Origin of the sequence: Mesorhizobium sp. M8A.F.Ca.ET.161.01.1.1 (assembly GCF_004792105.1) — a bacterium.
Lineage (GTDB): Bacteria > Pseudomonadota > Alphaproteobacteria > Rhizobiales > Rhizobiaceae > Mesorhizobium.
The window spans coordinates 58689-84498 of sequence record NZ_SRTD01000021.1; the positions used below are offsets into that span (position 1 = coordinate 58689).

General features: G+C 64.6%; 25 protein-coding genes. 14 read left to right on the plus strand and 11 right to left on the minus strand.

The window, feature by feature from the left end:
* Nucleotides 1–82 precede the first annotated feature (82 nt).
* A complete protein-coding gene (locus EN804_RS30745; RefSeq protein WP_135921996.1) occupies nt 83–892 on the plus strand; it encodes a hypothetical protein in 810 nt (269 codons plus the stop codon).
* A gap of 144 nt (nt 893–1036) precedes the next feature.
* On the opposite strand, the gene EN804_RS30750 is transcribed toward EN804_RS30745, so the two are convergent.
* The 9 genes from EN804_RS30750 to EN804_RS30795 all read right to left on the minus strand — a co-directional run bounded on the left by EN804_RS30750 (nt 1037) and on the right by EN804_RS30795 (nt 9437).
* Nucleotides 1037–2545, minus strand: coding sequence for an aldehyde dehydrogenase family protein (locus EN804_RS30750; RefSeq protein ID WP_135922016.1), 1509 nt, complete (start codon nt 2543–2545; stop codon nt 1037–1039).
* Nucleotides 2546–2565: 20 nt separating this feature from the next.
* Nucleotides 2566–2910, minus strand: a complete 345-nt coding sequence (locus tag EN804_RS30755; protein WP_095202811.1) for a cupin domain-containing protein — start codon at nt 2908–2910, stop codon at nt 2566–2568.
* Nucleotides 2911–2930: 20 nt separating this feature from the next.
* A complete protein-coding gene (locus tag EN804_RS30760) occupies nt 2931–3272 on the minus strand; it encodes a cupin domain-containing protein (protein WP_135883231.1) in 342 nt (113 codons plus the stop codon).
* A 28-nt stretch (nt 3273–3300) separates the two neighbouring features.
* The gene (locus EN804_RS30765; RefSeq protein WP_127872867.1) at nt 3301–3651 is read right to left on the minus strand and encodes a cupin domain-containing protein; all 351 of its coding nucleotides are present in this window, start codon (nt 3649–3651) and stop codon (nt 3301–3303) included.
* 229 nt (nt 3652–3880) lie between these two features.
* Complete coding sequence (locus EN804_RS30775) at nt 3881–5155, minus strand: glycosyltransferase (RefSeq protein WP_135883232.1); 1275 nt, start codon at nt 5153–5155, stop codon at nt 3881–3883.
* Between the two features lie 12 nt (nt 5156–5167).
* The gene (locus tag EN804_RS30780) at nt 5168–6241 is read right to left on the minus strand and encodes an ABC transporter ATP-binding protein (RefSeq protein ID WP_135921997.1); all 1074 of its coding nucleotides are present in this window, start codon (nt 6239–6241) and stop codon (nt 5168–5170) included.
* The gene (locus tag EN804_RS30785; protein ID WP_135921998.1) at nt 6238–7029 is read right to left on the minus strand and encodes an ABC transporter permease; all 792 of its coding nucleotides are present in this window, start codon (nt 7027–7029) and stop codon (nt 6238–6240) included. Before EN804_RS30785 ends, EN804_RS30780 begins: the two co-directional genes overlap by 4 nt.
* Nucleotides 7030–7194: 165 nt before the next feature.
* The gene (locus tag EN804_RS30790) at nt 7195–8031 is read right to left on the minus strand and encodes an ABC transporter permease (RefSeq protein ID WP_135922017.1); all 837 of its coding nucleotides are present in this window, start codon (nt 8029–8031) and stop codon (nt 7195–7197) included.
* Nucleotides 8032–8372: 341 nt separating this feature from the next.
* A complete protein-coding gene (locus tag EN804_RS30795; protein WP_135883235.1) occupies nt 8373–9437 on the minus strand; it encodes a spermidine/putrescine ABC transporter substrate-binding protein in 1065 nt (354 codons plus the stop codon).
* A gap of 231 nt (nt 9438–9668) precedes the next feature.
* On the opposite strand from EN804_RS30795, the gene EN804_RS30800 reads away from it, so the two are divergent.
* The 4 genes from EN804_RS30800 to EN804_RS30815 are packed head-to-tail and all read left to right on the plus strand — an operon-like array spanning nt 9669 to nt 14591.
* Nucleotides 9669–10607 carry a GntR family transcriptional regulator gene (locus EN804_RS30800; RefSeq protein WP_135883236.1) on the plus strand — a complete coding sequence of 313 codons (939 nt, stop codon included), beginning with the start codon at nt 9669–9671 and terminating at the stop codon, nt 10605–10607.
* Nucleotides 10608–10618: 11 nt separating this feature from the next.
* Complete coding sequence (locus tag EN804_RS30805; RefSeq protein WP_135921999.1) at nt 10619–11902, plus strand: glycosyltransferase; 1284 nt, start codon at nt 10619–10621, stop codon at nt 11900–11902.
* A gap of 5 nt (nt 11903–11907) precedes the next feature.
* Nucleotides 11908–13290 carry a glutamine synthetase family protein gene (locus tag EN804_RS30810; protein ID WP_135922000.1) on the plus strand — a complete coding sequence of 461 codons (1383 nt, stop codon included), beginning with the start codon at nt 11908–11910 and terminating at the stop codon, nt 13288–13290.
* A 2-nt stretch (nt 13291–13292) separates the two neighbouring features.
* The gene (locus EN804_RS30815; protein ID WP_189524594.1) at nt 13293–14591 is read left to right on the plus strand and encodes an FAD-binding oxidoreductase; all 1299 of its coding nucleotides are present in this window, start codon (nt 13293–13295) and stop codon (nt 14589–14591) included.
* Between the two features lie 224 nt (nt 14592–14815).
* Here EN804_RS30815 and EN804_RS30820 read toward each other — a convergent pair whose 3' ends face one another.
* A complete protein-coding gene (locus tag EN804_RS30820) occupies nt 14816–15586 on the minus strand; it encodes an IclR family transcriptional regulator C-terminal domain-containing protein (protein ID WP_135922001.1) in 771 nt (256 codons plus the stop codon).
* Nucleotides 15587–15708: 122 nt separating this feature from the next.
* Here EN804_RS30820 and EN804_RS30825 point away from each other — a divergent pair, with 122 nt between their 5' ends.
* The 9 genes from EN804_RS30825 to EN804_RS30875 all read left to right on the plus strand — a co-directional run bounded on the left by EN804_RS30825 (nt 15709) and on the right by EN804_RS30875 (nt 25095).
* Nucleotides 15709–16566, plus strand: a complete 858-nt coding sequence (locus EN804_RS30825; RefSeq protein WP_135922002.1) for a CoA transferase subunit A — start codon at nt 15709–15711, stop codon at nt 16564–16566.
* A complete protein-coding gene (locus tag EN804_RS30830; RefSeq protein WP_135922003.1) occupies nt 16563–17369 on the plus strand; it encodes a CoA-transferase subunit beta in 807 nt (268 codons plus the stop codon). The genes EN804_RS30825 and EN804_RS30830 overlap by 4 nt, the downstream gene beginning before the upstream one ends.
* A gap of 1 nt (nt 17370) precedes the next feature.
* Nucleotides 17371–18576, plus strand: a complete 1206-nt coding sequence (gene pcaF / locus EN804_RS30835) for a 3-oxoadipyl-CoA thiolase (protein WP_135922004.1) — start codon at nt 17371–17373, stop codon at nt 18574–18576.
* A gap of 333 nt (nt 18577–18909) precedes the next feature.
* Nucleotides 18910–19941 carry a BMP family protein gene (locus tag EN804_RS30845; protein ID WP_135922005.1) on the plus strand — a complete coding sequence of 344 codons (1032 nt, stop codon included), beginning with the start codon at nt 18910–18912 and terminating at the stop codon, nt 19939–19941.
* Between the two features lie 226 nt (nt 19942–20167).
* Nucleotides 20168–21679, plus strand: a complete 1512-nt coding sequence (locus EN804_RS30855; RefSeq protein ID WP_135922006.1) for an ABC transporter ATP-binding protein — start codon at nt 20168–20170, stop codon at nt 21677–21679.
* Nucleotides 21679–22734: an ABC transporter permease gene (locus EN804_RS30860; protein WP_135922007.1), complete on the plus strand. Its 1056-nt coding sequence runs from the start codon at nt 21679–21681 to the stop codon at nt 22732–22734. The genes EN804_RS30855 and EN804_RS30860 overlap by 1 nt, the downstream gene beginning before the upstream one ends.
* Nucleotides 22731–23675 carry an ABC transporter permease gene (locus tag EN804_RS30865; RefSeq protein ID WP_135863337.1) on the plus strand — a complete coding sequence of 315 codons (945 nt, stop codon included), beginning with the start codon at nt 22731–22733 and terminating at the stop codon, nt 23673–23675. The genes EN804_RS30860 and EN804_RS30865 overlap by 4 nt, the downstream gene beginning before the upstream one ends.
* Before the next feature lie 187 nt (nt 23676–23862).
* Nucleotides 23863–24018 (plus strand): hypothetical protein, encoded by a 156-nt coding sequence (locus EN804_RS30870; RefSeq protein ID WP_127279725.1) that lies wholly within the window; start codon nt 23863–23865, stop codon nt 24016–24018.
* 135 nt (nt 24019–24153) lie between these two features.
* On the plus strand, nt 24154–25095 hold the full coding sequence (locus EN804_RS30875; protein ID WP_127279724.1) for an LLM class flavin-dependent oxidoreductase: 942 nt from the start codon (nt 24154–24156) through the stop codon (nt 25093–25095).
* Between the two features lie 6 nt (nt 25096–25101).
* Here the strand turns inward: EN804_RS30875 and EN804_RS30880 are convergent, their stop codons facing one another.
* Nucleotides 25102–25788 carry an isochorismatase family cysteine hydrolase gene (locus tag EN804_RS30880; RefSeq protein ID WP_127872882.1) on the minus strand — a complete coding sequence of 229 codons (687 nt, stop codon included), beginning with the start codon at nt 25786–25788 and terminating at the stop codon, nt 25102–25104.
* Between the last annotated feature and the right edge of the window lie 22 nt (nt 25789–25810).

Here is a 25810-nt window from a genome sequence, read left to right on the forward strand (position 1 = left end):
AAGTTTACCGGGTATAATTAGCGATTTCTCATACCCAGATGGTTCAGCGGTGGGCGAGTAGGCGATTCCCAAGGAGATTAACATGACAAACCGGAAAACTCTGTTCGCGGCGCTGGCCGCATTGGCGCTTCTGGCGTCTCCGGCGCTCGCCGGCAATGGTGGCAATGGCGGCAATGGCAATGGCGGAGGTAACGGCGGCGGCAACGGGAATGGCGGTGGCAATGGCAACGGCGGCACCCACGGTAATAGCAACGGCAACAGCGGTGCTTCGCATGGCAAGTCGTCGTCGGCACCGGGACATGCAGCCAAGACGGAAACCGACACAACCACCGACACCACGGTCGATACGACCACAACAGTCTCGTCCGTACCGAAGGACAAGAACATTCACGCCAAACTCGGCCGGCTGAACTCGCTGCAGCGCAACATCAACGCCTACATGAATTCCAAGAGCAAGAAGTTCGCCGGCATTCAGGCCTTCGTGACGCAATCGGCGACGGCCAAGAATGCGCAAGCAGCGGCCGCTGCCGCCGCCGCCACGGCCGCCGCCGCCCAGGCCCAGTTGGACGCACTGAATGCACAGCTGAACGCGCTGGCGTCGCTGTCGCAGGCGGAGATGGACGCCCTGCCACCCGAACAGCAGCCGGCGGCGCTGCAGGCTGACATCACCGCCCAGCAGGCGGTGGTCGACGCCGACAATGCAGCGGCCGACCAGGCTGCGGCCGCGGCTGCCGCGGCGGCGGTCGGTACCGACCCGGCAGCGCTCGACGCGGCGCTGGCGGACATGGCAAACAAGCCTGTCGACGCCGATGTCACGGCCTGGGCCCAAGGCGTCCTTGCCGACAAGATCGACCAGATGGCGGCCAAGCTTCAAGCGGGAACGACGCCGTAGCGAATCGTCACTGAAGAGGCGGTAGCCAGCCAAGAAGATGCCGCTGGGCTTTGCCCGGCGGCATTGCTTTTCCTGCTCGCGCGTCCTGGTCGAAGCGATCGAGGCTTAGGAATATGGGTGCGCGGTGTTGCCGCGCGCCATTCTTCATACGTGTTTGCGGCCACCGGTCTCGCGAAACCAGCTGTCGGGATAGGGGTACCACCAGTTCTGGATGGCCGGTCTGTGGTCGATGATGACCATCTTCGAGCGGCGGAAGGCGTCGAGCCCTTGGCGCCCGAGTTCGCGGCCGAGGCCGGAAGCCTTCCAGCCGCCGAAGGGCAGGGCGTCATTGTCGATCAGCGGATTGTTGACCCAGACCATGCCGGCCTCGAGCCGTTCGGCCGCCTCATGCGCTTCGGCCAGATCCGTCGTGAACACCGAAGCGCCGAGCCCGAACGGGCTGTCATTGGCGAGCCGGATCGCCTCGTCGAAATCCCTAACCCGGCAGATGGCGGCGACCGGGCCGAAACACTCCTCGCGCACGATCGCCATGTCTGGGGTGACGCCAGTCAGGATGGTCGGCTCGTAGAACCAGCCGGTGTTGTGCTCCGGCGGGATGCGGCCGCCGGTAATGGCCGTGGCGCCGTTGCAGATGGCATCGTCGACCAGCCGCATGACCTTGGCCCGTGCTGCCTCGCTGACCAGCGGGCCGATCTCGGTTCTGTCCATGCCGTTGCCGATGCGCAGCGCCCGTGTCTTCTCGGCAAACAGTTCGACAAAGCGATCGTGGACCGAATCGACGACGAAGAATCGCTCGGCCGACGTGCAGACCTGGCCTGTGAGGTGGAAGGCGGCTGTGACGGAGCCAGCCGCCGCCACGTCGAGCGGCGCGTGCTGGCTGATGATCAGCGGATCGCTGCCGCCGGCCTCGATGACGCAAGGCTTCATGCGTTCCGCGCAGGCCACGGCCACCGCCTTGCCGGCCGCGACCGAGCCGGTGAAAGCGACCGCATGGGTGCGATCGGCAGTGATCAGTGCCTGCGCGGTGGCCGCGCCACCAGGCAAGCAGGAGACGAGGCCCTCGGGCAGCGACCGGAATACGGTCATGTAGTCCAGCGTCGAGAGCGTCGTCGCTTCCGCCGGCTTGATGACGCAGGCGTTGCCGGCGGCGAGCGAGGCGGCAACGGTCCAGCACATCAGCAGGATCGGGAAGTTGTAGGGCATGATGTGGACGGAGACGCCATAGGGCTCATAGCGCGCATACTGGAACGAGCCGGCCTGCGTCGTGCCGGCGATCTTGCCGGCATCATCGCGCGCCATCTCGGCATAGTAGCGGAAGATCGGCGCGCAATTGGCGATCTCGCCGATTGCTTCGGGATAGGGCTTGCCCATCTCGCGCACCATCAGTTCGGCGCAGCGTGTGAAGTCCGCCGCCTCGATGGCGTTGGCGACGGTGTGCAGATGCCTTGCCCGGCTCTTGGCGTCGAGCTTTTTCCAGGCAAGCTGTGCCTTGGTCGCGGCGGTGAGGACGGTGTCGATCTCGCCGTCGCTGGCCGCCGCGATTGCACCGACGGTTTCCAGCGTCGCCGGATCGATCACCGGGCTCTTCGCCCCGGTCATTGGCCGGTAGTCCGGATTGACGAAGAAAGTCGGCCGGCCGGGGGAGAAATGCATGGACATCCTCTCGGATCCGCTCAACGGATCATGTAGACCTTCTTGATCGTCTCATGGACGGTGCAGACGCCTTTCCAGTCCTGCGGGAAGAAGGCCGCCGTGTCCGGCTCGATCTCGATGACCTCGCCGGACTCATGCACATAGGTGCAGCGCCCCTCCAGGAAGTGGCAGAACTCGTCGCGGGTGACGTGGCAGTGCCACTTGCCTGGCGTGCAGACCCAGAGGCCGCATTCGGAACGGCCTTCCGGCCCCTTGTGGAGCAGCTTGCCCGACGTATGGGATTGCCCCTCGATCATTGTCGGGATGACGCCCCAGTCGACGAGGTCCGTGATGGCAAGCGGCGATTGCATGATCGGCGTGGTCATAGGATTTTCCTGGTAAGTGCTCACCGGCACATGAAGGCCTTGGTCAGCGTTTGCGTGATGATGGAGATGCCGGTCCAGCCGGCGGGAAAGAAGACGAGCGTGCCGGCTCCGACCGGGATGTCCTCGCCATCGTCCCTGACATAGCTGCCGCGCCCCGACAGGAAATGGCAGAACTCGTCGGCGGCGAAGCTGACCTTGCGGGTGCCCGGCGTGCACGACCACAGGCCGCATTCACTCGACCCGTCCGGATTCCTGGAGAGGATCGTGCCTGAGGCCCGCGGCGCGCCGGCGAGCGTGTTGGCGCCCGCGCCCCAATCTTCCAGCTCCACGGTCGAGGCCTCAGGCCAATGCGGTGTCGGCATGTCTTGCTCCTCTGCGGCTTATTCTTGCTCAGGCCAGCATGTAGACGTTGCGCATGGTCTCATGCACGGTGCATTCGCCCGTCCAGCCGGCGGGAAACATGACCACGCTTCCCCTGGAGATTTCTATCACCTCGCCGACATCCGACCGGTAGGTCGCGCGGCCGGCGACGAAGTGGCACAGTTCGTCGCGCGGAATCGAGAGCCGCCAGCGGCCCGGCGTGCACACCCAGATGCCGGATTCCGGCTGGTTGTTCGGCCCCTTGTGCACGAGCTTGCCGGTGGAGTGGGAGACGCCCGACAGGGCATCGGGCTGGACGCCCCAGTCGACGAGGTCGGTGCGGGTCGAGGCCTGGTGGAGGTGCGGGGCGGAGGAAGTCATGCTGATGCTCCTGCGCGCCGCCTGAGAAGCTCGTGCTCTACGGCGCCCCCCTCTGTCCTGCCGGACATCTCCCCCACGAGGGGGGAGATCGGCAACTTCGGCCTCGGCGTTTCGTCATCGACGTCGAAAATTGGCGAAGGCAGTCGCGACATCCAATCTCCCCCCTCGTGGGGGAGATGTCCGGCAGGCCAGAGGGGGGCGCCTTGGCTCGGCGTGTCAAACATCGCAATCACAGCAACACCTCCAGCAAACCCGCAGCCTTCTCAGGTCCATTCTGCACATGCATCTGTGCCGATGTCTGCGCCAGCTTCGCCTTCATTTTCGGATCGGTCAGGCAGGCTTCGATCTTCGCGATCAACTCCGCGTCCGTCCAATCGTAGCGCGGCATGCCGAAGCCATGGCCGGTTTCCTGGACCCGGGTGGCGTTGTCGTGGCCGTCCCAGACATAGGGCATGATGATCGCGGGCTTGCCGAAATAGAGGCACTCGGTGAAGGAGTTGTTGCCGCCATGGTGGATCACGGCATCGACCTGCGGGATCACCGAAGGCTGCGGGAACCAGCTGTCGACGATGACGTTGCCGGGCACGTCGGTGTACTGATCCCTGTAGCCGCCGACATTGACCAGCGCGCGGTAGCGGGTCTTGCCCAGCGTCGCGATGATCCGCTTCAGCAAGTCGACATCGCCGGCCCCCAGGCTGCCGAAGGAGACGTAGAGCAGCGGCCCGTCGTTGTTTTTGGCGAAGGCCGGGACGGGATAGGACTTTTCCTGCCGCACGCAGCCTTCCAAATACTGGAATTTTGCCGGGTCGAGCGGATGGCGGCGCTTGAATTTCGCGGCTTCGGGATAAAGCAGCAGGTTCAAATAGGGCGAAGCCTCGAAGAACTGGCCGATCGGATAGGGCGCCTCATCATTGGCGCCGAGGAACGCGTTGAAGTCATCATGGATCGGCTTGATCACGGCATTGAAGTGATCGCGGTAGCGCTGGTGTCCGGCATGGTCGTTTTCGCCGCAGCCGGAGAGATGCGGTGGGATGCCCTCGTCCTCGATCTCGTTTTCGGAACAGGAGATGACGCGCACCCACGGCTTGCCGAACTGCTTGATCGCCGGGAACAGGATGACGTTGTCGACGCAGATCACATCAGGCTTGATGGCGGAAAGCACGCGCGGCAGGTCCTTCTGCGCCCACTTGGCGCTGTCGACGATCGCCGTCCAGCAATCCTTGACGTAATTGTCGACCTGGTCGTAGGGCGACTTGCGGAAGTTGGGGATGTGGCCGTTGATGAAGTCCTCCCAGAACTTGGCCATCTGCTCGGGCGGCATCGGTTCGGAAAGGTTCACCGGATGCGCCTCGAAGCCATAGCCCTTGTAGACATCGACGAATCCCGGATCGGACAGGAACACCGCTTTGTGTCCGCGCGCCTCCACGGCTTGCGCGATGCCGACGGAATTGAGCGCCGGGCCGTAGGCGGCTTCGGGAAAAAACGCGATCGTCTTCTGCGCCATCAGGCTTCTCCTTCACTCTGCGAAAATTCTGACGTCGGCGGCATCCCAGCCGAGTTCGACCTGGTCGCCCGATGCGACCGGCCGCCGGTCGGCTGCGTCGGCGGTTACACGCACTAGGAACGGTTTTGGCGACAGCGGCGTGCGGACATGCAGCTGCAGGTCGAGCCCCTGATAGGCCAGCACCTCGACCGTTCCGGTCGTCCGGTTCGCGGTATCCGCTGACGGGAACAGCCGGACGCGTTCGGGCCGCACCGACGCGACGGCAGCCGCCCCGGACGAAAGCGCTGCGGGGACCTTGCCGGCGATGCGCGCGCCATTCGCGGCCACGACGCCATCGGCTGACACCTTGCCCGGGATAAAATTCATCACGCCGATGAAGTCGGCGACGAAACGCTCAGCCGGATGCTCATAGACCGCATGCGGCGTGTCGCATTGCAGCAGCTTGCCGTCTTTCAGCACCGCCATGCGGTCGGCCATGACCAGCGATTCCTCCTGATCATGGGTGACGATGACGAAGGTGATGCCGACCTCGTGCTGCAGGCGCTTCAATTCCAGCTGCATGGCGCCGCGCAGCTTCTTGTCGAGCGCGCCGAGCGGCTCGTCGAGCAGCAGCAAGCGCGGGCGCTTGACCAGGGCGCGGGCGAGCGCCACGCGCTGCTTCTGACCGCCCGATAGTTGCTCCGGCTTGCGGTCGGCGAAGGGCACGAGTTCGGTGGTCGCCAGGATGGCGTCGACGCGCGCGCGGATTTCTTTAGCCGGCAAGCGCTCCATCTCCAGCCCATAGGAGACATTGGCCCGCACGCTCATATGCGGGAACAGCGCGTAGGACTGGAACATCAGATTGACCGGCCGCTTGTTGGGCGGCGTCCTGGCGATGTCCTTGCCGTCGAGCAGGATGCGCCCGTCGCTCGGCGTCTCGAAGCCGGCCAGCATGCGCAGGAGCGTAGTCTTGCCGCAGCCCGAGGGACCGAGCAGCGCGAAGAACTCGTTCTCGCGGATATCCAGCGAGATGCCATCGACGGCGGTGACGCGGCCGAAATTCTTCGACACACGATCGATGGCCAGCAGCGTGCGCGGTTCGCTCATTGGCCTGTTATTCCCCGGTTGAGCCGCTGCGACAGGGTCAGCGCGGTGACCGAGACCGCCATGACGATGGTGGCCAGGGCGTTGATCTCGGGTGTGATGCCGAAGCGGATCATGGCGTAGATCTGCATCGGCAGCGTGGTCGAGGCGCGGCCCGCGCCTGCGGTGAAGAAGGCGATGATGAACTCGTCGACCGAGAGCGTGAAGGCGAGCAGTGCGCCGGCAATCACGGCCGGCGCGATGACCGGCAAGGTGATCCGCCGGAAGGTGGTGATGGCGGAGGCGCCGAGATCGGTGGAAGCCTCGACGATCGACCAGTCGAAACTCTTCAGCCGGGCACGCACCACCGAGCAGACGAAGGCGAGGTTGAACACGACATGGGCGAGAATGATGGTGTGCAGGCCCATGGTGAGGTTGAGCGTCGAAAAGAACGACAGGAGCGCGATTGCCAGCACGATGTCGGGAATGATCATCGGCGCGAAGATCAGCGCCTCGAGCCCCTTGCCATATTGCCGGCGCATCTCGACGCCGATCGCCAGCAGCGTGCCGAGCAAGGTGGCGATTGCGGTGGAGACCAGTGCGACGATCAGCGTGTTCAAGGCGGCGGACAGGATGGCGGAATTGCCGGCCAGCGAGGCGTACCATTTCAGGGAAAACCCGGACCACGCCGTCGGCAGTCCGCCCTCGTTGAAGGAGAGCGCGACCAGCACGGCGATCGGGATATAGAGGAAGGCATAGACGAGCACGAGAATCGTCCGCATGCTGAAAGCGCGGGTCAGGGAGTGGTTCATCGCCGGCCCCCAAAACAGCGTCCTTCTCCCCGTTCACGGGGAGAAGGTGCCGGCAGGCAGATGAGGGGCAGCGCCCAACCTTGCAGGCGTTGGCGCCGCCCCTCATCCGCCCCTTCGGGGCACCTTCTCCCCGTAGACGGGGAGAAGGGAAGGGTCGCGCTGCGCTCAGCCATCGGCTTTCACCTCAGCCGCCCGTCCGGAGGCGCGATCCGCGGCGAGCGCTTGCGCCATCAGCACGAGCAGCATGATGGCGATCAGCGCCATCGCCAGGGCCGCACCGAAAGGCCAGTCATTGGCGGTCAGGAACTGGTCGTAGACAAGGTTGCCGATCATCTGGAAACGGCCGCCCCCGAGCAGCGCCGGGGTGACGAAATTGCCGATCGACAGCACGAAGACGAAGACGGCGCCGGCGGCGATGCCGGGCACGGTCAGCGGCAGGATGACACGGCGAAACGTCGTCATCGCCGAAGCGCCGAGATCGCGCGAGGCTTCGGCCAGTTCCGGGTTGAGCCGCGACAAAGGCGCGTAGCAGGCGAGGATGACGAAGGGCAGATAGTTGTAGACCAGGCCGGCGATGACCGCGCCTTCGGTGTAGAGCATCGAGGGCGGTTCACCGGTGTAGCCCGCCCAGCGCAGGAGCTGCGTGATCAGGCCTTCGCGGTTAAGCAGCACGATCCAGGCATAGGTGCGGATCAGGTAGTTCGACCAGAACGGCAGCACGGCGAAGAACAGGAAGACCGGTTGCCAGCGGCGCGGGGCGGCCGCGATCGCATAGGCTGCGGCATAGCCGATCACCACCGCGATCAGCGTGGCGGTGCCGGCAATGCGCGCCGAGTTCAGGAAAATGCCGGCATAGAGCGGGTCGAAGACCTGCCCGAAATTCTCCAGCGTGAAGGTGTAGTCGATGCCGCCATAGATGCCGCGCCGGAAGAAGGCGAGTGCCAGCACCAGCGCGCACGGCACAACCATCAAGGCCGCGAGCCAGGCCAACGCAGGCGCCATCAGCAGGGAGGAGCGGGAGGGGACGTATCTCACGAGGCGCCGCCGAGGGTCTCGAAATGGCGTCTCGGCAGTTGCCCCCTCACCCGGATTGCCAACCGAATTGCGAAGGGCAATTCGGGGCAATCCGACCTCTCCCCGAGGGGAGAGGAGGTCGCGCCCACCGATGCTTTCCTCTTCTCCCCGCCGGGGAGAAGGTGGCCGCGAAGCGGCCGGATGAGGGGGCGCTGCGCTGGAGATTGGCGAAGGCCCGCGAGCCAGCCGGTCTCCCCGCTCGAGGGGGAGATGGCCGGCAGGTCAAAGGGAGGCGTGAAGGAACGCAAGCGTGATTCCAGCAATCGATCTTACTGCGCGGCCTTGATCTCGCTGACGATCTTGGAATAGTCGCGCTGGGCTTCGCCGACGTCACGCAGCTGCTCGAACTTGACGAGGTCGGCCACTGGCATCGCCATGTTGGGGAATTTTGCCAGGAAATCGGCCGGCAGGCTTTCCATCGCCGGCTTGTTCGGAACCTTGTAGTCGATATTCTGGGCCGCCCAGGCGTGGTTCTTGGCATCGAGCATGAAGTTGATGAACTGGAAGGCGGCATCCTTGTGCTCGGAGGCCTTCATCACCACCATCGTGTCGACCCAGAGATCCGAACCTTCCTTGGGAATGATGTATTTGATCTCCGGCTTGTCGGCGATGCCGTAATTGCACCAGCCGTCCCAGGCTTGGACCATCAGCGCCTCGCCGGAGACCAGTTTCGAATAGAAGGTGGTGTCGTCATAGGCGAGCAGGGTTTTCTTGGCCGAGATCAGCAGGTTCTTGACCTCGGCCATCTTGGCCGGATCTGTCTCGTTGACAGAGAAACCCTTGTCGAGCTGCCCGGCGGCGAGCAGCCAGCGATCAGTCGCCAGCATGGTGGTCTTGCCCTTCAGCTCATCCGACGGCGCCAGCAGGTCGCTCCAGCTCGTGGGCGCCGTCTTGACCAGGTCCGAGCGGTAGCAGAGGCCGGTCGTGCCCCAGGTGTAGGGCACGGAGAAAGTGTTGCCGACATCGTGCGGCAGCTTGGTCGCTTCGGGATAGAGGTTGGCGAGATTGGGGATCTTGGCGTGGTCCATCGGCTCGGTCAGGCCGAGCTTGTTCAGAACCTCGGCGAAGGGCGAGGAGACGAAAACCACGTCATAGCCCTTGCCGCCGGCGGCAATCAGCTTGCCCATGATCTCTTCATTGGTGGCGTGCACCACGACTTCGCCGGAAACGCCCGTCGCGGTCTTGAAGGCGGCCATGGCGTCGGGCGCCATGTAGCCGTCCCAATTGGAAATGACGAGGTCGGCGGCCATCGCCGGCGCGGACAGCGCCACGGCAAGCCCGAGGGCGATCGAAGGCATTCTCAGCGCACGGCGCCGCAGGCTGGTAGCAGTCATGGCAGGCTCCCATTCCGGTTGGTTCGTCGAATTCGTGCTGGACCCGCGCGACATGCGCCGCTGCATCGATCCTGTTCCCTCGGTCTTTTGTCGCCGATTGCACTGACAGTACTATTGCAGAAAAAAGTACGTCAATCCATAATTTGACAACCGGCCTCGGAATCTGGCCGATTGCGTCCACGCCGGTGATGGGTCAAATCAACGAGGTCACGTCCGTTCCACGAGAATGTCATGCAAGCCGCAACCCGACGACCTCGCACCAACCATCTCGATCTGGCCCAGCGCATCCTGGATGTGGCGCGGCAGCGTGGCTTCGCGCCCGGCGCACGCCTGCCCGAGCAACAGATCGCCTCGCTGTGCAATGTCTCGCGCACTCCGGTCCGGGCGGCGCTCAGCCTGCTCGCGGAGCAGGGTGTCGTGCGCTGGGAGGCGGACACCGGATATCACTTGGCGATCGACCTCGCCGCGCAGCCGGCGATATCAGCCGAATTGCCCGCCGCCGAGGAAGACGAGCTTGCCGAGGCCATCCTGCGCGACCGTTCGGCGCGGCGCCTGGACCAGACAGTGACCGTCGCCGGGCTGATGCGGCGGTACAGCGCTGAGCGAAAGACGGTACTAAAATCTCTGAACAGACTGACGGAGGAGAATCTTCTCGATCGCGCACCAGGTCAGTCCTGGTTGTTCCGGCGCGCCCCTGATGACCCGGAGGCGCAAGGCGAGAGCTACGAGTTCCGGCTGCTTTTGGAGCCCGCCGCCATCCTGACGCCCGGCTTCCGGCTCGACGGCGCGCGCGCCGCGATGTTGCGCCAGGGCATGGAGGCGCTATCGGCACTGCCCGACGCCGCGTTCGATACACGCGAGTTCCAGCGGCTCGACATCGATTTCCACGGCATGATCGCCGAAGGCAGCGCCAACCGCTTCGTCGCCGACGCGCTGGCCGATCACCTCAGGCTGCGGCGGCTTCCGGGCATCTATGCCGGCGTCAACGTCTTCAGGCTGAAGCAATCGTTGCGCGAACACCTGAACATACTCGACCATCTTGAAAGCCGGCAGTATGAGGTTGCTGCCGATCTGCTGCGCATTCACCTGCGGCTCTCCCGCAGCCAGCGGCCGCAGGCGGCCAGCCGCGGCGCTCCCGCGCTGTTCGGCATGATCAGCCGGCCGGAATGAAGAGGATTTAATTGACGCGTAGAGCGAGCCCGACCATCGCGCTGTTTCCCGAGGCCAGTTTCGGGGCGGCGTTGAATTGCGTCGGCATCGCGCAGGCGCTGCGCGCGAAGGGCGCGCGGCCGGTGTTCATCTGCCATGCCGGCTTCTCCGGCGTCTTTGCCGACTATGGTTTCCAGGAATACCAGCTGCCGACCGAGGAGCCGCTGAGCGACAGCGAGCGCCAGAGCTACTGGCAGGCGTTCGTGCGCCGGCATCTGCCGCATTTCAGGCTGAGCCCGATCGACCAGCTCGAAACCTATGTCGCGCCGACCTGGCAGGCGATAGTCGACACGGCGGTCAATGCCGAGGCGCCGCTGCGCCAATTGCTGGCGCGGCTGAAGCCCGACGCGGTGGTGCTCGACAATGTCATCATGTTCCCGGCGATAGCGGCAGCCGGCTGCCCGTGGGTGCGCGTCGTTTCCTGCGCCGAGACGGAACTTCCGGACAACGCCGTGCCGCCCTATCTGTCGGGGCTTGCCGCCGACGATCCGCAACGCGCGGCGTTCGAGGCGCGATATCTCGCAGCCTCTGCGCCGGCGCATGACCGCTTCAACCGTTTTCGCGCCGATTGCGGCCTGGCACCGCTGCCGAAGGGCCTGTTTCTTGAAACCTCACCCGATCTCAATCTGCTCTTGACGCCGGCGATCGTGCGCCGCGAACGCGCCGAGCCGCTCGACCCCGAGCGCTTCGTTTATCTCGAGGGCTGCGTGCGGTCGGAAGGGCCATTCGAGGTGCCGGTTTTCCCGCGCAATGGCGGGCCGCTGGTCTATGTCAGCTTCGGCAGTCTCGGCGCAATGGATGTCGGCCTGATCGAGCGCATGCTTGCCGTATTCGACCGGCTGCCGGCCCGCTTCATCGTCAATGTCGGTGGCCTGCGCGATGCCTACCGCGCGGTGCCCGACAATGTCTACCTCGACGCCTGGTTTCCGCAGCCCTCCGTGGTGGCGAAGTCGGACTTGTTCATCCACCACGGCGGCAACAACAGCTTTTGCGAAGCGCTGCGCTTCGGCGTGCCGTCGCTGATCATGCCCTATTGCTGGGACGGACACGACAATGCGCAACGCGCCGGCGAAACCGGCGTCGGCGACCATATCGGCCGTGACGGCTGGACCGAAGGGGGATTGGAGAGAGCCATTCTCGGCCTGCTGACCGATGACGCCATGCGCGCCCGCCTCAGGGACAATGCAGCCGAGATGGCGCTGAAACCCGGAACGGACGTGGCCGCGCAAGCCATTCTCTCCCTGATACGGACTTGAACGAAATGCTCGATAAGAACACGAATACCGCAAACCTCTTCAATGGCAACGACCCCAAGGCCTGGCTTACGCAGCACGGCATCACCGAGATCGAGTGCCTGGTGCCCGACATGAACGGCGTCCTGCGCGGCAAGGCGCTGCCGACCGCCAAATTCCTCAAGGCGCTGGAAGACCGCGCGCTCTACCTGCCGAGCAGCGCCTTCCTGGTCAGCATCGACGGCCGTTATTCCGGCTCGATCGACGAGGGTTTTGCCTATTCGGACCCCGACATGCGCATGGTGCCCGATGTCTCGACGCTGTGCCTGGCGCCGGGCGCCGGGACGGGGAAGGCCTATGTTTTTGCCGATGCCTTTCATATGGATGGCAGGCCGTGGATGGCTTCGCCGCGTCATGTGCTGCGCGCCGTGCTCGATCTCTATCGCCAGCGCGGCTGGCGCGCGGTGGTCGCACCCGAGCTCGAATTCTACCTTACCGCGCCCAATCCCGATCCGGACAAGCCGCTGACCGCGCCGGTCGGAGCCAATGGCCGCGCCGAGGGCGTGCAGCATCCCTATGACATGGCGGCGCTGGAAGAATTCGAGCCAGTGATCCGGCGTATCTATGACTATTCAGCGGCAGCCGGACTGCCGCTCGATACGCTGATCCATGAATCGGGCACGGCGCAGCTCGAAATCAATCTGCTGCATGGCGACGCCCTGCCGCTGGCCGACCAGGTGCTTTTGTTCAAGCGGTTTACGCGCCAGGCCGCGCAGCAATGCGGCATGCATGCGACCTTCATGGCCAAGCCGATCGCGGCCCAGGCGGGCAGTTCCATGCATCTGCACATGTCCGTCGTCGACGAGGCCGGCAACGCGCTTTTCGCCGGCAGCGACGATGCCGACACCGGGATGTTCGGCCATTTCATCGGCGGCCTGCAGAAGTACATTCCCGAAATCATGCCGCTGTTCGCGCCGAACGTGAACTCGTTCCGCCGCATAAGGCCGAACCACAGCGCGCCGGCCAACATCGAGTGGTCGCATGACAACCGCTCCTGCGGCCTGCGCGTGCCGGCCGGCGGGCGCATGGCGCGGCGGGTGGAGAACCGGCTGCCGGGTGCCGATTCCAATCCCTATCTGGCGATCGCCGGTTCGCTGCTTGCCGGCTATCTCGGTGTCGAGCAGAAGCAGGCGCGCTCGGCCGAGGCGTCGGGCAATGCCTACAAGATCAAGAGCACGCTGCCGAAGACCATGGAGGAGGCGCTCGACCGCTTCACCGCGTGCGACCCGGTGCGGGCATTGCTGGGCGAGGACTTCTTCCAGACCTATCTGCGCGTCAAGAGCGTCGAGCTCGACCTGTTCCAGAGCGTGGTGACGAGCTGGGAACGCGACCACCTTTTGCTGAAGGTGTGATCATGGCATCTTCAACGGGTTTCAATTCCGGTCTCGGTATCGGCAAATCCTACTATGTCGCGACCGCCAATCCGGCGCCGGACCATCCGGCGCTTGCGGGCGATGTCGAAGCCGACCTGGTGGTTGTCGGCGGTGGCTGCACCGGCCTGTCGGCCGCGCTTCACGCCGCCGAGCGCGGCCTCAAAGTGGTGCTGCTCGAAGGCGGCAAGATCGGCTGGGGCGCCTCGGGCCGCAATGGCGGCCAGATGATCCCCGGCCTGCGCAAGGGCGCCAAGGGTCTGGTCAAGCTCTACGGACCCGAGCGGGCGAAAGTGCTGTTCGACCTCGCCTTCGAAGCACGCGGGCTGGTGCTCGGCATCATCGAGCGCCATGCCATCGACTGCGACCTCAGGCTGACCGGCCATCTGGTCGGCGCGGTCAATGGCTCCGACCTCAGGGATTTGGAGGAAGAGGCCAAATGCCTCGAGAGCGTGATGAAGTTCCCCGACGTCGAGATACTCTCGGCGGCGGACGCGCGGGCCAAGGTCGACACGCCATATCACGGCGCGATGTATGAGCCGCTCGGCGGCCACATGCACCCACTCAACTATACGCTCGGGCTTGCCCGCGCGGCTGTCGCGGCCGGCGTCACCATCCACGAGAATTCGGTGGCGGTGAAACTGGAGCGGAAGCCGTCGATCCGGGTTTCGACGGCAAAGGGATCGGTGCGGGCCAGACACGTCGTGCTGGCGGGAGACGCGCTGCTCAACGGGCTGGAGCCACGCGTCAACAGCCGCATCATGCCGGTCGGCAACTACATCGTCGCCACCGAGCCGCTGGAGGGCAAACGCAACGTCATCCCCGCCAATGTCGCGGTGTCCGACACGCGCTTCGTCGTCAACTATTACAGGATGTCCGCGGACGGGCGGCTGTTGTTCGGCGGCGGCGAGCGCTACACGCCGTCACCGCCGGCCGATATAGCCGGCTTCGTGCGGCCGCACATGGAAGGCACCTTCCCGCAGCTCAAGGGATGCCGCATCGATCATGCCTGGGGCGGGCTGGTGTCGGTGACGACGTCGCGGCTGCCGCATGTCGGGCACTATGGCGAGGTCTATTTCGCGCATGGCTATTCCGGCAAGGGCGTCATCCTGTCGACACTGTCGGGCAAGCTGCTCGCCGAAGCGATCACCGGCGATGCGTCGCGGCTCGACCTGTTCTCGACGCTGACCCCGATGCCGTTCCCGGGCGGCACGGCGCTGCGCGGGCCACTCTATGTGCTGGGGATGTTGTGGTACGCGATGCGGGATCGGATGAAGCATTGAGGGGCTAACGATCAGAGGCTGGCGGGACCGCGCCCCCCTCTGTCCTGCCGGACATCTCCCCCACGAGGGGGGAGATTGGCAGCTTTGGCGCCCCGCCTTTTCCTTGCAAATGTTAAATTTGGCGAAAGCCGGCGTAGCATCCGATCTCCCCCCAAGTGGGGGAGATGCCCGGCAGGGCAGAGGGGGGCGCTGGCCCGCCGACGTCGGAAGGCTAGCAAGGCCTCTTACACCACAAAAAAATCCTCGATACGCTGCCTGGCATCCAGCAGCGCCGGCAGGATCTCCCGTTCCATATCCGCGACCGAAAACCGTGCCGTCTGGGTCGAGACGTTGATTGCCGCGACCGTGCGTCCAGACCTGTCGCGGATCGGCACGGCGATGGAGCGCAGGCCGAGTTCCAACTCCTCGTCGACGATGGCGAAGCCATCCGCTCCAGCCTTGCCGATGGTGTTCGCCAGCAATGACCTGTCGGTAATCGTCTTCGGCGTCCGGCGTTCGATGGCTGCGTGGCTAAGAAATGCGTCGAGTTCCTCTGGCGTCAGCCCGGCGAGCAGCATCCGGCCCATCGAGGTGCAGTAGGCGGGCAATCTGGTGCCGACGTCGAGCGAGACGCTCAGGATACGGCGGCCAGGAATACGGGCGACATAGACGACATCCTCGCCCGACAAGATCGCCGCCGAGCAAGCTTCGTTCAACTGCGCCGCCACCGCACGCATGATCGGCGCGGCGAAGCTCCACAGCGAGGCGCCTCCGAGCCAGGTGCGAGCGACGGTCAGCAGGCGCGGCGACAGGGAGAACACACGGCCGGATTGAGTCGCGTAGCCGGTGGCGACCAAGGTCAGCAGGAAGCGACGGGCGCCGGCGCGGGTCAGGCCGGCTTCCTCGGCCATTTCGGTCAGGGTCATGCCCGCGGGATGCCGGGCCAGGATTTCCATGACGGCAAGTCCGCGCCCGAGCGAGCCAACGTGATCACGGGAAACGGTCTCTTCGTCCATCTCATCCTCTGACAAAAGCGATTTAGCCAGTATTGACTCCGCCTCGGAGCAGGCGCTAGAAAGTATCGCATATAATACTTTTGTTCGCAATGCGAACTTTTGCTAATTGTGAGGGCGCCGCGATGGTGAAGTTCCTGCCGCTCAGACAGGCCGTCGCGGAAAACCTGAAAAATGGCGACACGGTCGCCTTCGAAGGCTTCACCCATCTGATCCCGACAGCTGCCGCGCATGAGGCGATCCGCCAGGGGTTTCGCGACCTGACCCTGATCCGCATGACACCCGATCTGATCTACGACCAGATGATCGGCATGGGCATGGCGAAGAAAATCGTCTTCTCCTATGTCGGCAATCCCGGTGTCGGCCTGCTGCGGCGCGCCCGCGATGCGATCGAGAACGGTTTTCCCCGGTCGATCGAGGTCGAGGAGCACAGCCATGCCGGCATGGCCAACGCCTATGAGGCGGGCGCGGCCGGCCTGCCTTGCGCGGTGTTCCGCGGCTATCGCGGCGCCGGGCTGGCCGCGGTCAATCCGAACATCAAATCGGTCACCTGTCCGTTCACCGGCGAGGTGCTGGCGGCGGTGCCGTCGATCCGGCCCGATGTCACTTTCATCCATGCGCAGAAGGCCGACAAGAAAGGCAATGTGCTGGTCGAGGGCATTATCGGCATCCAGAAGGAGGCGGTGCTGGCGGCCAGGCGCGCCGTGGTGACGGTCGAGGAGGTGGTCGACAATTTCGACGATTTGCATCCGAACCTGACCGTGCTGCCGCGCTGGACGATCGCGGCGATTTCGATCGTGCCCGGCGGTTCGCATCCGTCCTATGCGCACGGCTATTATGCGCGCGACAATGCCGCCTATCTCGAATGGGACGAGATCGCCGCCGACCGGGAAAGATTCGAAGCGTGGATGCAGGCCAACGTCATCGAAAGAACCGCCGACGATTTCGCGGGCCGCGTCGAACATCTGAGGAAAGCGGGATGAGCGACAACCAGAACCCCTTGGGCTTTACATCAAACGAGATGATGACGATCGCGGCCAGCCGGGCCCTGGGGAACGACGACGTCTGCTTCGTCGGCATCGGCGCGCCGTCCGCTGCCTGCAATGTGGCGCGGCTGACGCATGCGCCCGACATCACGCTGATCTATGAGAGCGGCACGATCGGCACGGCGCCCGACGTGCTGCCGCTGTCGATCGGCGATGGCGAATTGTGCGAGACAGCGGTCACCACCGTCGCGGTGCCGGAGATGTTCCGCTACTGGTTGCAGGGCGGCCGCATTTCGATCGGCTTTCTCGGCGCGGCGCAACTCGACAAGTTCGGCAACATCAACACCACGGTCATCGGCGACTATTTTCATCCCAAGACCAGGCTGCCGGGTGGCGGCGGCGCGCCGGAGATCGCGACGTCGTCGAAGGAAATCTACATCACCATGGCGCAGACCAAGCGCGGCATGGTCGAAAAGATCGACTTCTTCACCTCATTCGGCCATGGCGAGGGCGGCGATCATCGCAGGCGGCTGGGCATCGATACCGCTGGCCCGACCTTGCTGATCACCGACCTGGCCATCTGGAAGCCGGACCCGGTGAGCAAGGAATTCACGGTCGTGTCCCTACATCCCGGCGTTACCCGCCTGCAGGTGCAGGAGAGCTGTGGCTGGGTGGTTAAGTTCGCCGAGGCGCTTGACGAAACGCCGGCGCCAAGCGAACTCGAACTCAAGACATTGCGCGACCTGCAGGCCCGCACCAAGGCGGCGCATGAGGGGACCGGAAAAGGGAAAGCTGCCTGACATGGCCGAGGCCTATATTTGCGACTATATCCGCACGCCGATCGGCCGCTTCGGCGGTTCGCTGTCCTCGGTACGTACCGATGACCTTGGCGCCATCCCGGTGAAGGCTTTGCTTGAGCGCAATCCCGGGATCGACTGGCAGGCGGTGGACGACGTCGTCTATGGCTGCGCCAACCAGGCCGGCGAGGACAACCGCAACGTGGCGCGCATGGCGCTGCTGCTGGCCGGCCTGCCGCAGGAGATTCCGGGCTCCACCGTCAACCGGCTGTGCGGCTCGGGCATGGACGCGCTGACCATCGCCGCGCGCGCCATCAAGGCCGGCGAGGCGGAACTGCTGATTGCAGGCGGCGTGGAATCGATGAGCCGGGCGCCCTTCGTCATGCCGAAAGCCGACGCTGCTTTTTCGCGCAATGCCGAGATCTACGACACCACCATCGGCTGGCGCTTCGTCAACCCGCTGATGAAGAAGCAGTATGGCGTCGATTCCATGCCGGAGACCGGCGAGAACGTCGCCGAGGATTTCGCCGTGTCACGCACCGACCAGGACGCTTTCGCGGCTCGCAGCCAGGACAAGGCGGTCGCGGCACAAGCCAATGGCCGGCTGGCGAAGGAGATCACTCCGGTGGCGATCCCGCAGCGCAAGGGCGATGCGGTCGTCGTGTCGAAGGACGAGCATCCCCGCGCCGGCACCACGGTCGAAGCGCTGGCCAAACTGCCGACGCCGTTCCGGCAAGGCGGCACGGTGACGGCGGGCAATGCCTCCGGCGTCAATGACGGCGCGGCGGCGCTGGTCGTTGCTTCCGAGGCAGCGGTGAGGAAATACGGGCTGACGCCGATCGCGCGCATCCTTGGCGGTGCCGCCGCCGGGGTCGCGCCGCGCATCATGGGCATCGGTCCGGCGCCGGCAACGCAAAAGCTCTGCGCGCGGCTCGGCCTGACGCCGAAACAATTCGATGTCATCGAACTCAACGAAGCCTTTGCCTCGCAAGGCATCGCCGTGCTGCGCCAGCTCGGCATCGCGGAAGATGCCGAACACGTCAATCCGAATGGCGGCGCCATCGCGCTCGGCCATCCCCTGGGCATGTCGGGCGCCCGCATCTCCGGCACGGCTGCGCTGGAGCTGCGGGAACGCGGCGGCCGCTATGCGCTGGCCACCATGTGCATCGGCGTCGGCCAGGGCATCGCCATCGCGCTCGAACGGGCCTGATCGGAGACTGCAAATTGCCAGGGTTGGCGCCGCCCCTCATCGCCCTGCCGGGCACTTCTCCCCGTATAGTGACGGGGAGAAGGAAGCTGGCGGCAATGCCGGCGCCCTCCTTTGAACGCCGGTGATTGGCGAAACCGGCAATGACAGGCCCCTCTCCCCGTCACTATACGGGGAGAGGATGCCGGCAGGCAGGTGAGGGGCGGCGCCAACCTGAAGCGATTGGCCGCTCTCAAATTTGACCATGTGGACAAAAGTCTAGACCCGTTCCATAGTTCCCCGTCTGATTTTTGGAACGGCCGGCTCGACACGGCTGTCGAACAGAGGGGCACTTCAATGGAAAACCGGAAGAACAAATCCCATTCGATGCGCGAAGGGCTGTCGCGACGCAACGTGCTGGAGCTGGGCGCGCTTGGCCTGGCCGCGGCGATGCTGCCTGGCGCGGCCTTCGCGGCGGGCAAGAAACTGAAAGTGGCCGCTATCTTCGCCACGCCGATCGAGGAACCCTGGGACAACCAGATCCACGTCGCGCTGCAGAAGGCCGAAAAGGAACTCGGCATCGAATACAAATGGTCCGAGAAGGTGCAGACCGCCGACTTCAGCCGCGTCATGCGCGAATATGCGCAGGGCGGGTACCAGCTGGTGCTGGGCGACGCCTTCGCCGCCGAGCGTGAATCGCGCCGCACGGCCAAGCAGTTCCCCAAGACCGCATTTCTGTTCGGCTCAGGCGCGGGGCCGGCCGAACCCAATTTCGGCGTCTTCGACAACTGGATCCACGAGCCTGCTTATCTCTCCGGCATGATCGCCGGCAAGATGTCGAAGTCGGGTACGGTCGGCGCGGTGGCGGCGATGGGCATTCCGGAAGTGAACCGGCTGGTCAATGCCTTCTTCGCCGGCGCCAAGGAGGTCAATCCGAACGTCAAGAAGAAGGTCGCCTTCATCGGTTCCTTCTTCGATCCGCCCAAGGCCAAGGAAGCGGCGGTGGCGCAGATCGACGCCGGCGTCGACGTCATCTATGCGGAACGCTTCGGCGTCATCGAGGCGGCGGTCGAGAAGAAGATCCTCGCCATCTCCAACATGTCCGACCAGTCGAGCCTCGGCCCCGATACGGTCATCACCGGCCCTGTCTGGGACATGTACCCGACGGTCGAGCAAGCGATCAAGCTGGTCAAGGCCGGCGTCTACACGGCGCAGGACTACGGCGATTTCTCGCGCATGGCCAAGGGCGGCTCCTATCTCGCGCCCTTCCACAAGTTCGACAAGACCTTGCCCGCCGAGGTCAAGGATCTGGTCGAGAAGAAGAAGGCCGAGATCCTGGAAGGCAATTTCCGGGTGGATGTCGACGAGAATACGCCGGTTTCGGATTAGGTTTTGTTGCTTGAGAGAGGTCGGCGCCAGGCGCCCCTCTCTGCCCTGCCGGGCATCTCCCCCTCAAGGGGGGAGATCGGCAGTGTCACGGGTAGCGCCTTCTTAACAGCGCTGGAGATTGGCGAAGGCCGATGTGCCATCAATCTCCCCCCTTGAGGGGGAGATGCCCGGCAGGGCAGAGAGGGGGGCCTCGCGCTGCCCTCGGAATGCAAATTCAGGAGCACCCTTGCCCGCCCCACTCATCGAAATGCGCGGCATCACCAAGAGCTTCGGCGCCGTCAAGGCGAACGAGGCTGTCGATCTCAGCGTGGCGCCAGGAGAAATCCTCGGTTTGCTCGGCGAGAACGGCGCCGGCAAGACCACATTGATGAACGTGCTGTTCGGCGCCTATGCGCCGGATGCCGGCGAGATCCTGATCCAGGGCCGGCCGGCGCGGATCACCAGTTCGGCGGATGCGCTGGCCGCCGGCATCGGCATGGTGCATCAACATTTTCATCTGGCGCCACGGCTGACCGTGCTGGAAAACCTGCTCATCGGCATTCCGGGCAAGGCGGGGCGGATCGATCGCGCCGGCGGGCTGGTGCGGCTCGCCGAAATCAGCAGCCAGCATGGGCTGACACTCGACCCCAACCTGCCGGTCTCCGCGCTGTCGGTGGGCGAGCAGCAACGGCTCGAAATCGTCAAGGCGCTGTTTCGCGGCGCCAGGCTCCTGATCCTCGACGAGCCGACCGCGGTGCTGGCGCCGAGCGAGGTCGGCGGGCTGTTTTCGGCGTTGCGGTCGATGGCGGCGCAGGGGCTCGGCATCATCTTCATCTCGCACAAGCTCAACGAGGTGCGGGCGCTGACGCATCGCTGCACCGTGCTGCGGCATGGCCGCGTCGCCGGCCGTGTCGATGATCCGGCAAACACGACGTCGGCTGCAATGGCGCAATTGATGTGCGGCCATGAAATCGTGCCGCCGGCGCGTGGGCCATCGACACCGGGCGCCGATGTGCTGATCCTCGACCGCATTTCGACCTCACGGCATTCGGGCACCGCGTTGCGCGATGTGTCGCTTGTGGTGCGTGCTGGCGAGATTCTCGGCATTGCCGGAGTCTCGGGCAATGGCCAGCGAGCGCTGGCGGAGGTGATCTCGGGCGTGCGCGCGCCCGACAACGGCCAAATGACGATAGCCGGCAAACAGGTCGTGCACTTCTCGCCGCGCGAGGTGCAGGCGCTGGGCCTTGGCCGCATCCCGGAAGACCGCATGACGACGGGGCTGGTCACCAATCTGCCACTCGCCGATTCGATGGTGCTGCCGCGCATCGGCACATCAGCTTTCTCCGCCAGGGGGCTGCTCAAGCCGGATGCGATCCGCGCTTTCGCCGAGGCGCAGATCAAGGCCTATGATATCAGATGTCCCGGGCCGATGACGCGGGCCGGCGCGCTGTCCGGCGGCAATCTGCAGAAGGCGCTGCTGGCGCGCGAGCTTGCCTTTGACCCAAAGGTTCTGATCGTCTCACAGCCGACGCGCGGCCTCGACATTGGCGCGGCCCGTTTCATCCACGAGAAATTCCTCGACATGCGCGCCAAGGGCTGCGGCATCGTCGTCATCGGCGAGGATCTGGAGGAACTGATGGTGCTCTGCGACCGCATCGCGGTGATGTATGAGGGCCGCATCGCCGGCACGCTCGACAGCGCCGATGCGAGTGTTGCGCGGCTCGGCCTGCTGATGACCGGCGCGGAGGGCCACGGCTGATGTTCCGCCTCGAAGTCCGCACCTTCACACCCGCCTGGTTCAACCTGGCACTGCCGCTGCTGGCGATCGTCGCGACGCTTGTCTTGTGCAGCGGCCTGATCGCGCTGGCCGGGGCTGGTGTGTTCGAATCCTACGGCGTCATGTTCACCGCTTCGCTCGGCGACAGCTATGCCATCACCGAAACGCTGGTGCGCGCGGCACCGATGATCTTTACCGGGTTGGCGGTCGCCGTCGCCTTCCGGGCCAAGTTCTGGAACATCGGCGCCGAGGGGCAATTGCTGGCCGGCGCGGTGGCCAGTTGCTTCGTCGGCGCGATCCCGATGCCGGGGCCACTCGCCATGCTGCTCATGGCAATCGCCGGTGCTGCTGCCGGTGCGGCGGTGGCGCTTGTCCCCGCGGCGCTACGGGTCAAATTCAAGGTCGATGACGTCGTCAGTTCGCTGCTCCTCAACTCGGTCATCTACTACGCGCTGATGGCGCTGATCGAAGGGCCGTGGAAGGATAGCTTCAGCGGCTACCCGATCTCGCCGCCGATCGAGGATTCGGCAAACTTTCCGGTGCTGATCGAAGGCACGCGGCTGCATCTCGGCGTCATCGTGGCGCTGGTCGCGGCACCCTTGATCTGGTTCCTGATCGTGCGCACGACCCTTGGCTTCCGCATCCGCGTCACCGGTGAAAACCCGGAAGCCGCCAGATATGGCGGCATCCATGTTGAGCGGGTGCTGATCTCGACGGCATTGCTTTCCGGCGCGCTGGCCGGCCTTGCCGGTGTCGGCGAGGTCGGCGGCGTGCATTTCCAGGTGATGAGCGATATTTCGCCGGGCTACGGCTATTCCGGCATCGTCGTCGCCATGCTGGCGCGGCTCAACCCGCTCGGCGTGGTGCCGGCGGCGATCTTCCTTGCCGCCGTGATGACCGGTGCGGAAGCCATGTCGCGCGCGACCGGCGTGCCGGCGTTCCTCAGCGACGTCATCCAGGGCACGGCTCTGCTCGCCATGCTGGTCGCGCTGCTGTTCACCGCCTATCGCATCCGCCGCGTCGGGGTCGCCCGATGAGCGCCGTGCTGGAACAGATTTTTCAGGTCGGCTTTCTCGCCGCCATCATCCGCATCGCCACGCCGCTGGCCTTTGCCACGCTCGGCGAAATGTTCTCCGAACGGGCCGGCGTGCTCAATCTCGGCATCGAAGGCATCATGCTGCTATGCGCCATGACCGGCTTCACCGCCACCAGCCTCAGTGGCAGCCTGTGGCTTGGCGTGCTGGTGGCGGTGCTGACCGGCATGCTGATGGGCGCGCTGCATGCGCTGTTCACGGTGGCGCTCGGCCTCAGCCAGCATGTCTGCGGCATCGGCGTGACGCTGTTCTCATCGGGGCTTGCCTATTTCCTCTACCGGCTGATCTTCGGCCAGCAATCGGTGCCGCCAAGCATCAAGGGTTTTCAGACGCTGCCGATCCCGGTTCTGTCCGATATTCCGGTGCTCGGGCCGGCGGTGTTCAACCAGTTCGCGCTGGTCTACATGGCGATCCTGGCCATCCCGCTCGCTGCCTTCGTGCTCTACCGCACGCCATGGGGCCTGTCGGTGCGCATGGTCGGCGAGAACCCGCGTGCCGCCGATTCCGCCGGCGTCAGCGTCATTGCCACGCGCTTCCAGGCCGTCATCCTTGGCGGTGCACTGATGGGGCTCGCCGGCGCCTTCCTGTCGATGGCGCAGTTCAACGCCTTCACCTTCGGCGTGGTGTCCGGACGCGGCTGGGTGGCAATCGCGCTGGTCGTGTTCGGCCGCTGGGATCCGTGGCGCTCGGCGGGTGCGGCGCTGCTGTTTGCCTTCGTCGATGCGCTCCAGCTGCGCATGCAAGCGAGCGGGCTCGGGCACATCCCTTACGAGGCGTTCCTGATGCTGCCCTTCATCTTTACGATTGTCGCCATGGCGGTGATGTCGCGCAACGCGGTGGCACCCTCGGCGCTGCTGAAGCCGTTTCGACGAGAGGAGCGGTAGGCAAGAACCTTCCTGCATCGCTAGGGATGCCGCCATGCTGCGTCAGTCGATCGCTCAGATCGATCCCCACAGCAATTTCACACCAATTTTTGGCGATCACTGAGAAAATAATTCTGCCAATGACCGGAAAATAGCAATCGACAAAGTCTACAAGTTTTATAGATTAACCGGCGAGACGGAGGTCGATATGTCCTATATCCAGAACGCCCAGACGGACAGCAGCGGCCAGAGGCTGGCCAATGCCCAGGGCTTTCGCCCGGCCTATGCCGGCGCTTTCGCCTATCTCGTCTTTGCCCTTGCGTTCGTGTTCACCGGGGCAGTCGTGCTGGGCCTTATTCCCTAAGGCACCAGATCGGCAGGGGTAGCTGCCCACAGTTGTCAGGCAATCGGAGTTGAATGAACCGGATCCCGGAGCGCTTTCGCGCCTGTGGATTCGCATTTCACAGCATCAGTGATTCCAGTGATGGAGGAGATGACAATGCCGATCGAATTCACGCATGTTCCCGGCAAGACCGCCGACGCGACGGTTCCCTTTTTCTATGACTTCGCAGAGACCGCGACCAAACTCGGGCTGATCGAGGACGGCGGTTTCCAGAAGATCGTCGTCGACGATTCGGCCGGACTGCTGACCAACATGGATCTTGCCGCCCAGGTGCTCAACCGCACTGCTTCGCTGGAAGTGGTGCTCACCCATTGGGCCGGCGTGATCGAACCGACGGTGGCTGCCCGCCAGTTGGCGTCCATCGACAGGGGCAGCGGCGGACGGCTGGCCCTCAGGATGATCAGCGAGCCGTTGAACGACGACGATGCCGAGACACGGCCGGTCGGACATGGCGTCGTCTGGCAGCGGATCGACGAATATCTGGTGCTGTTGAAGCGGCTGTGGTCGAACGACCGGCCCTTCGACCACGAAGGTGCGTTCTACAGCATCAAGGGTGGTTATATCGAGCGCAAGGGTCCGCATGGCGCCGACCTCGTGATCCGTATGGGCGGGCAATCCGGAACTGCGCTGAAGGTGGCAGGCCGGCATGCCGATGTCTTCGAACTGGCGCCGGGTCCGATCGACGATATCAGGCAATTGATGGAGCGGGCGCGTCGCGCCGCGGCCGAACATGGCCGCGCCGGCAAACTGCGCTTCGCGCTTCCGGTCAGGATCCACCAAGGTGTTTCCGTCGCCGGCCAAAAGACGGTCGACCTCTCCGGGCCTCCGGCCCAGGTCGCGCTGTCGCTGCTTGCCTATGCGGCTCTCGGCATCGATGAGTTCATGGTCATCGGCGTCGACACGCCACACGAGATCGCGACGGCTGGCCGGGAAACCATTGCGTTGCTGCGCAACTCCCTGGCGCGCCGGGAGGCTAACGAATTCCACCACGGAGCTTATGCGCCTGGCGCTGGGCTGGAGACGCGAGCAGTGGGCTGAGGCCCGTCAATCTTCTGTTGCATGATGTCTGCCGGCAAGCCGCGACAGGCCATCGATGACGGCGTCCGAATCGGCCAGCACGCCGAAGACGCCGTCCTCGACCGTCACCATGTGCAACGCCGCTTCATGCGCCTTTTGATCACCGCTGGCGCAGGCGTCCGAAATGGTCAGGCACTGCAAATTGCGGTCACAGGCCTCGCGCAGCGTGGTGTGAACGCAGACATCCGTCGTGCATCCGGAAAACATCAGATGCGTGATGCCTCGCGCGCGCAGCACGAGCTCGAAATCCGTATAGGTGAAGGCGCTGTTGCAGGTCTTGTCTACGATGATGTCGTGCGGTGCGACATCGATCTCCGGAACGATCTGGAACCCCGCGCCCGAGCGCAGCAGGACGTCGGTGCCGTCGAGACCGGCGCGCTTGCGGCGCCATTTCTCATAGGGCGTCATGTCGGCCATGTCGGCGCGGTAACCCTGCCTGGTGTGGACGATGGTGAGCCCGGCCCTGCGCGCGGCCGCGATCAGGCGGTTCACCGTGGGCAGGATCGCCCGCAGCGGCGAGGGGTCATATCCCTTCCTGGCGAAATAGCCCGTTGTCGACAGGAAATCCTGTTGCAGGTCGATGACGATCAACGCAGTGTTTTGGGCCACCAGCCTGCCATCATAAGGGTAGTCGAAGGGTATTGCCTTGATCATCCCGAGCTCCTTGCCGCCGGAT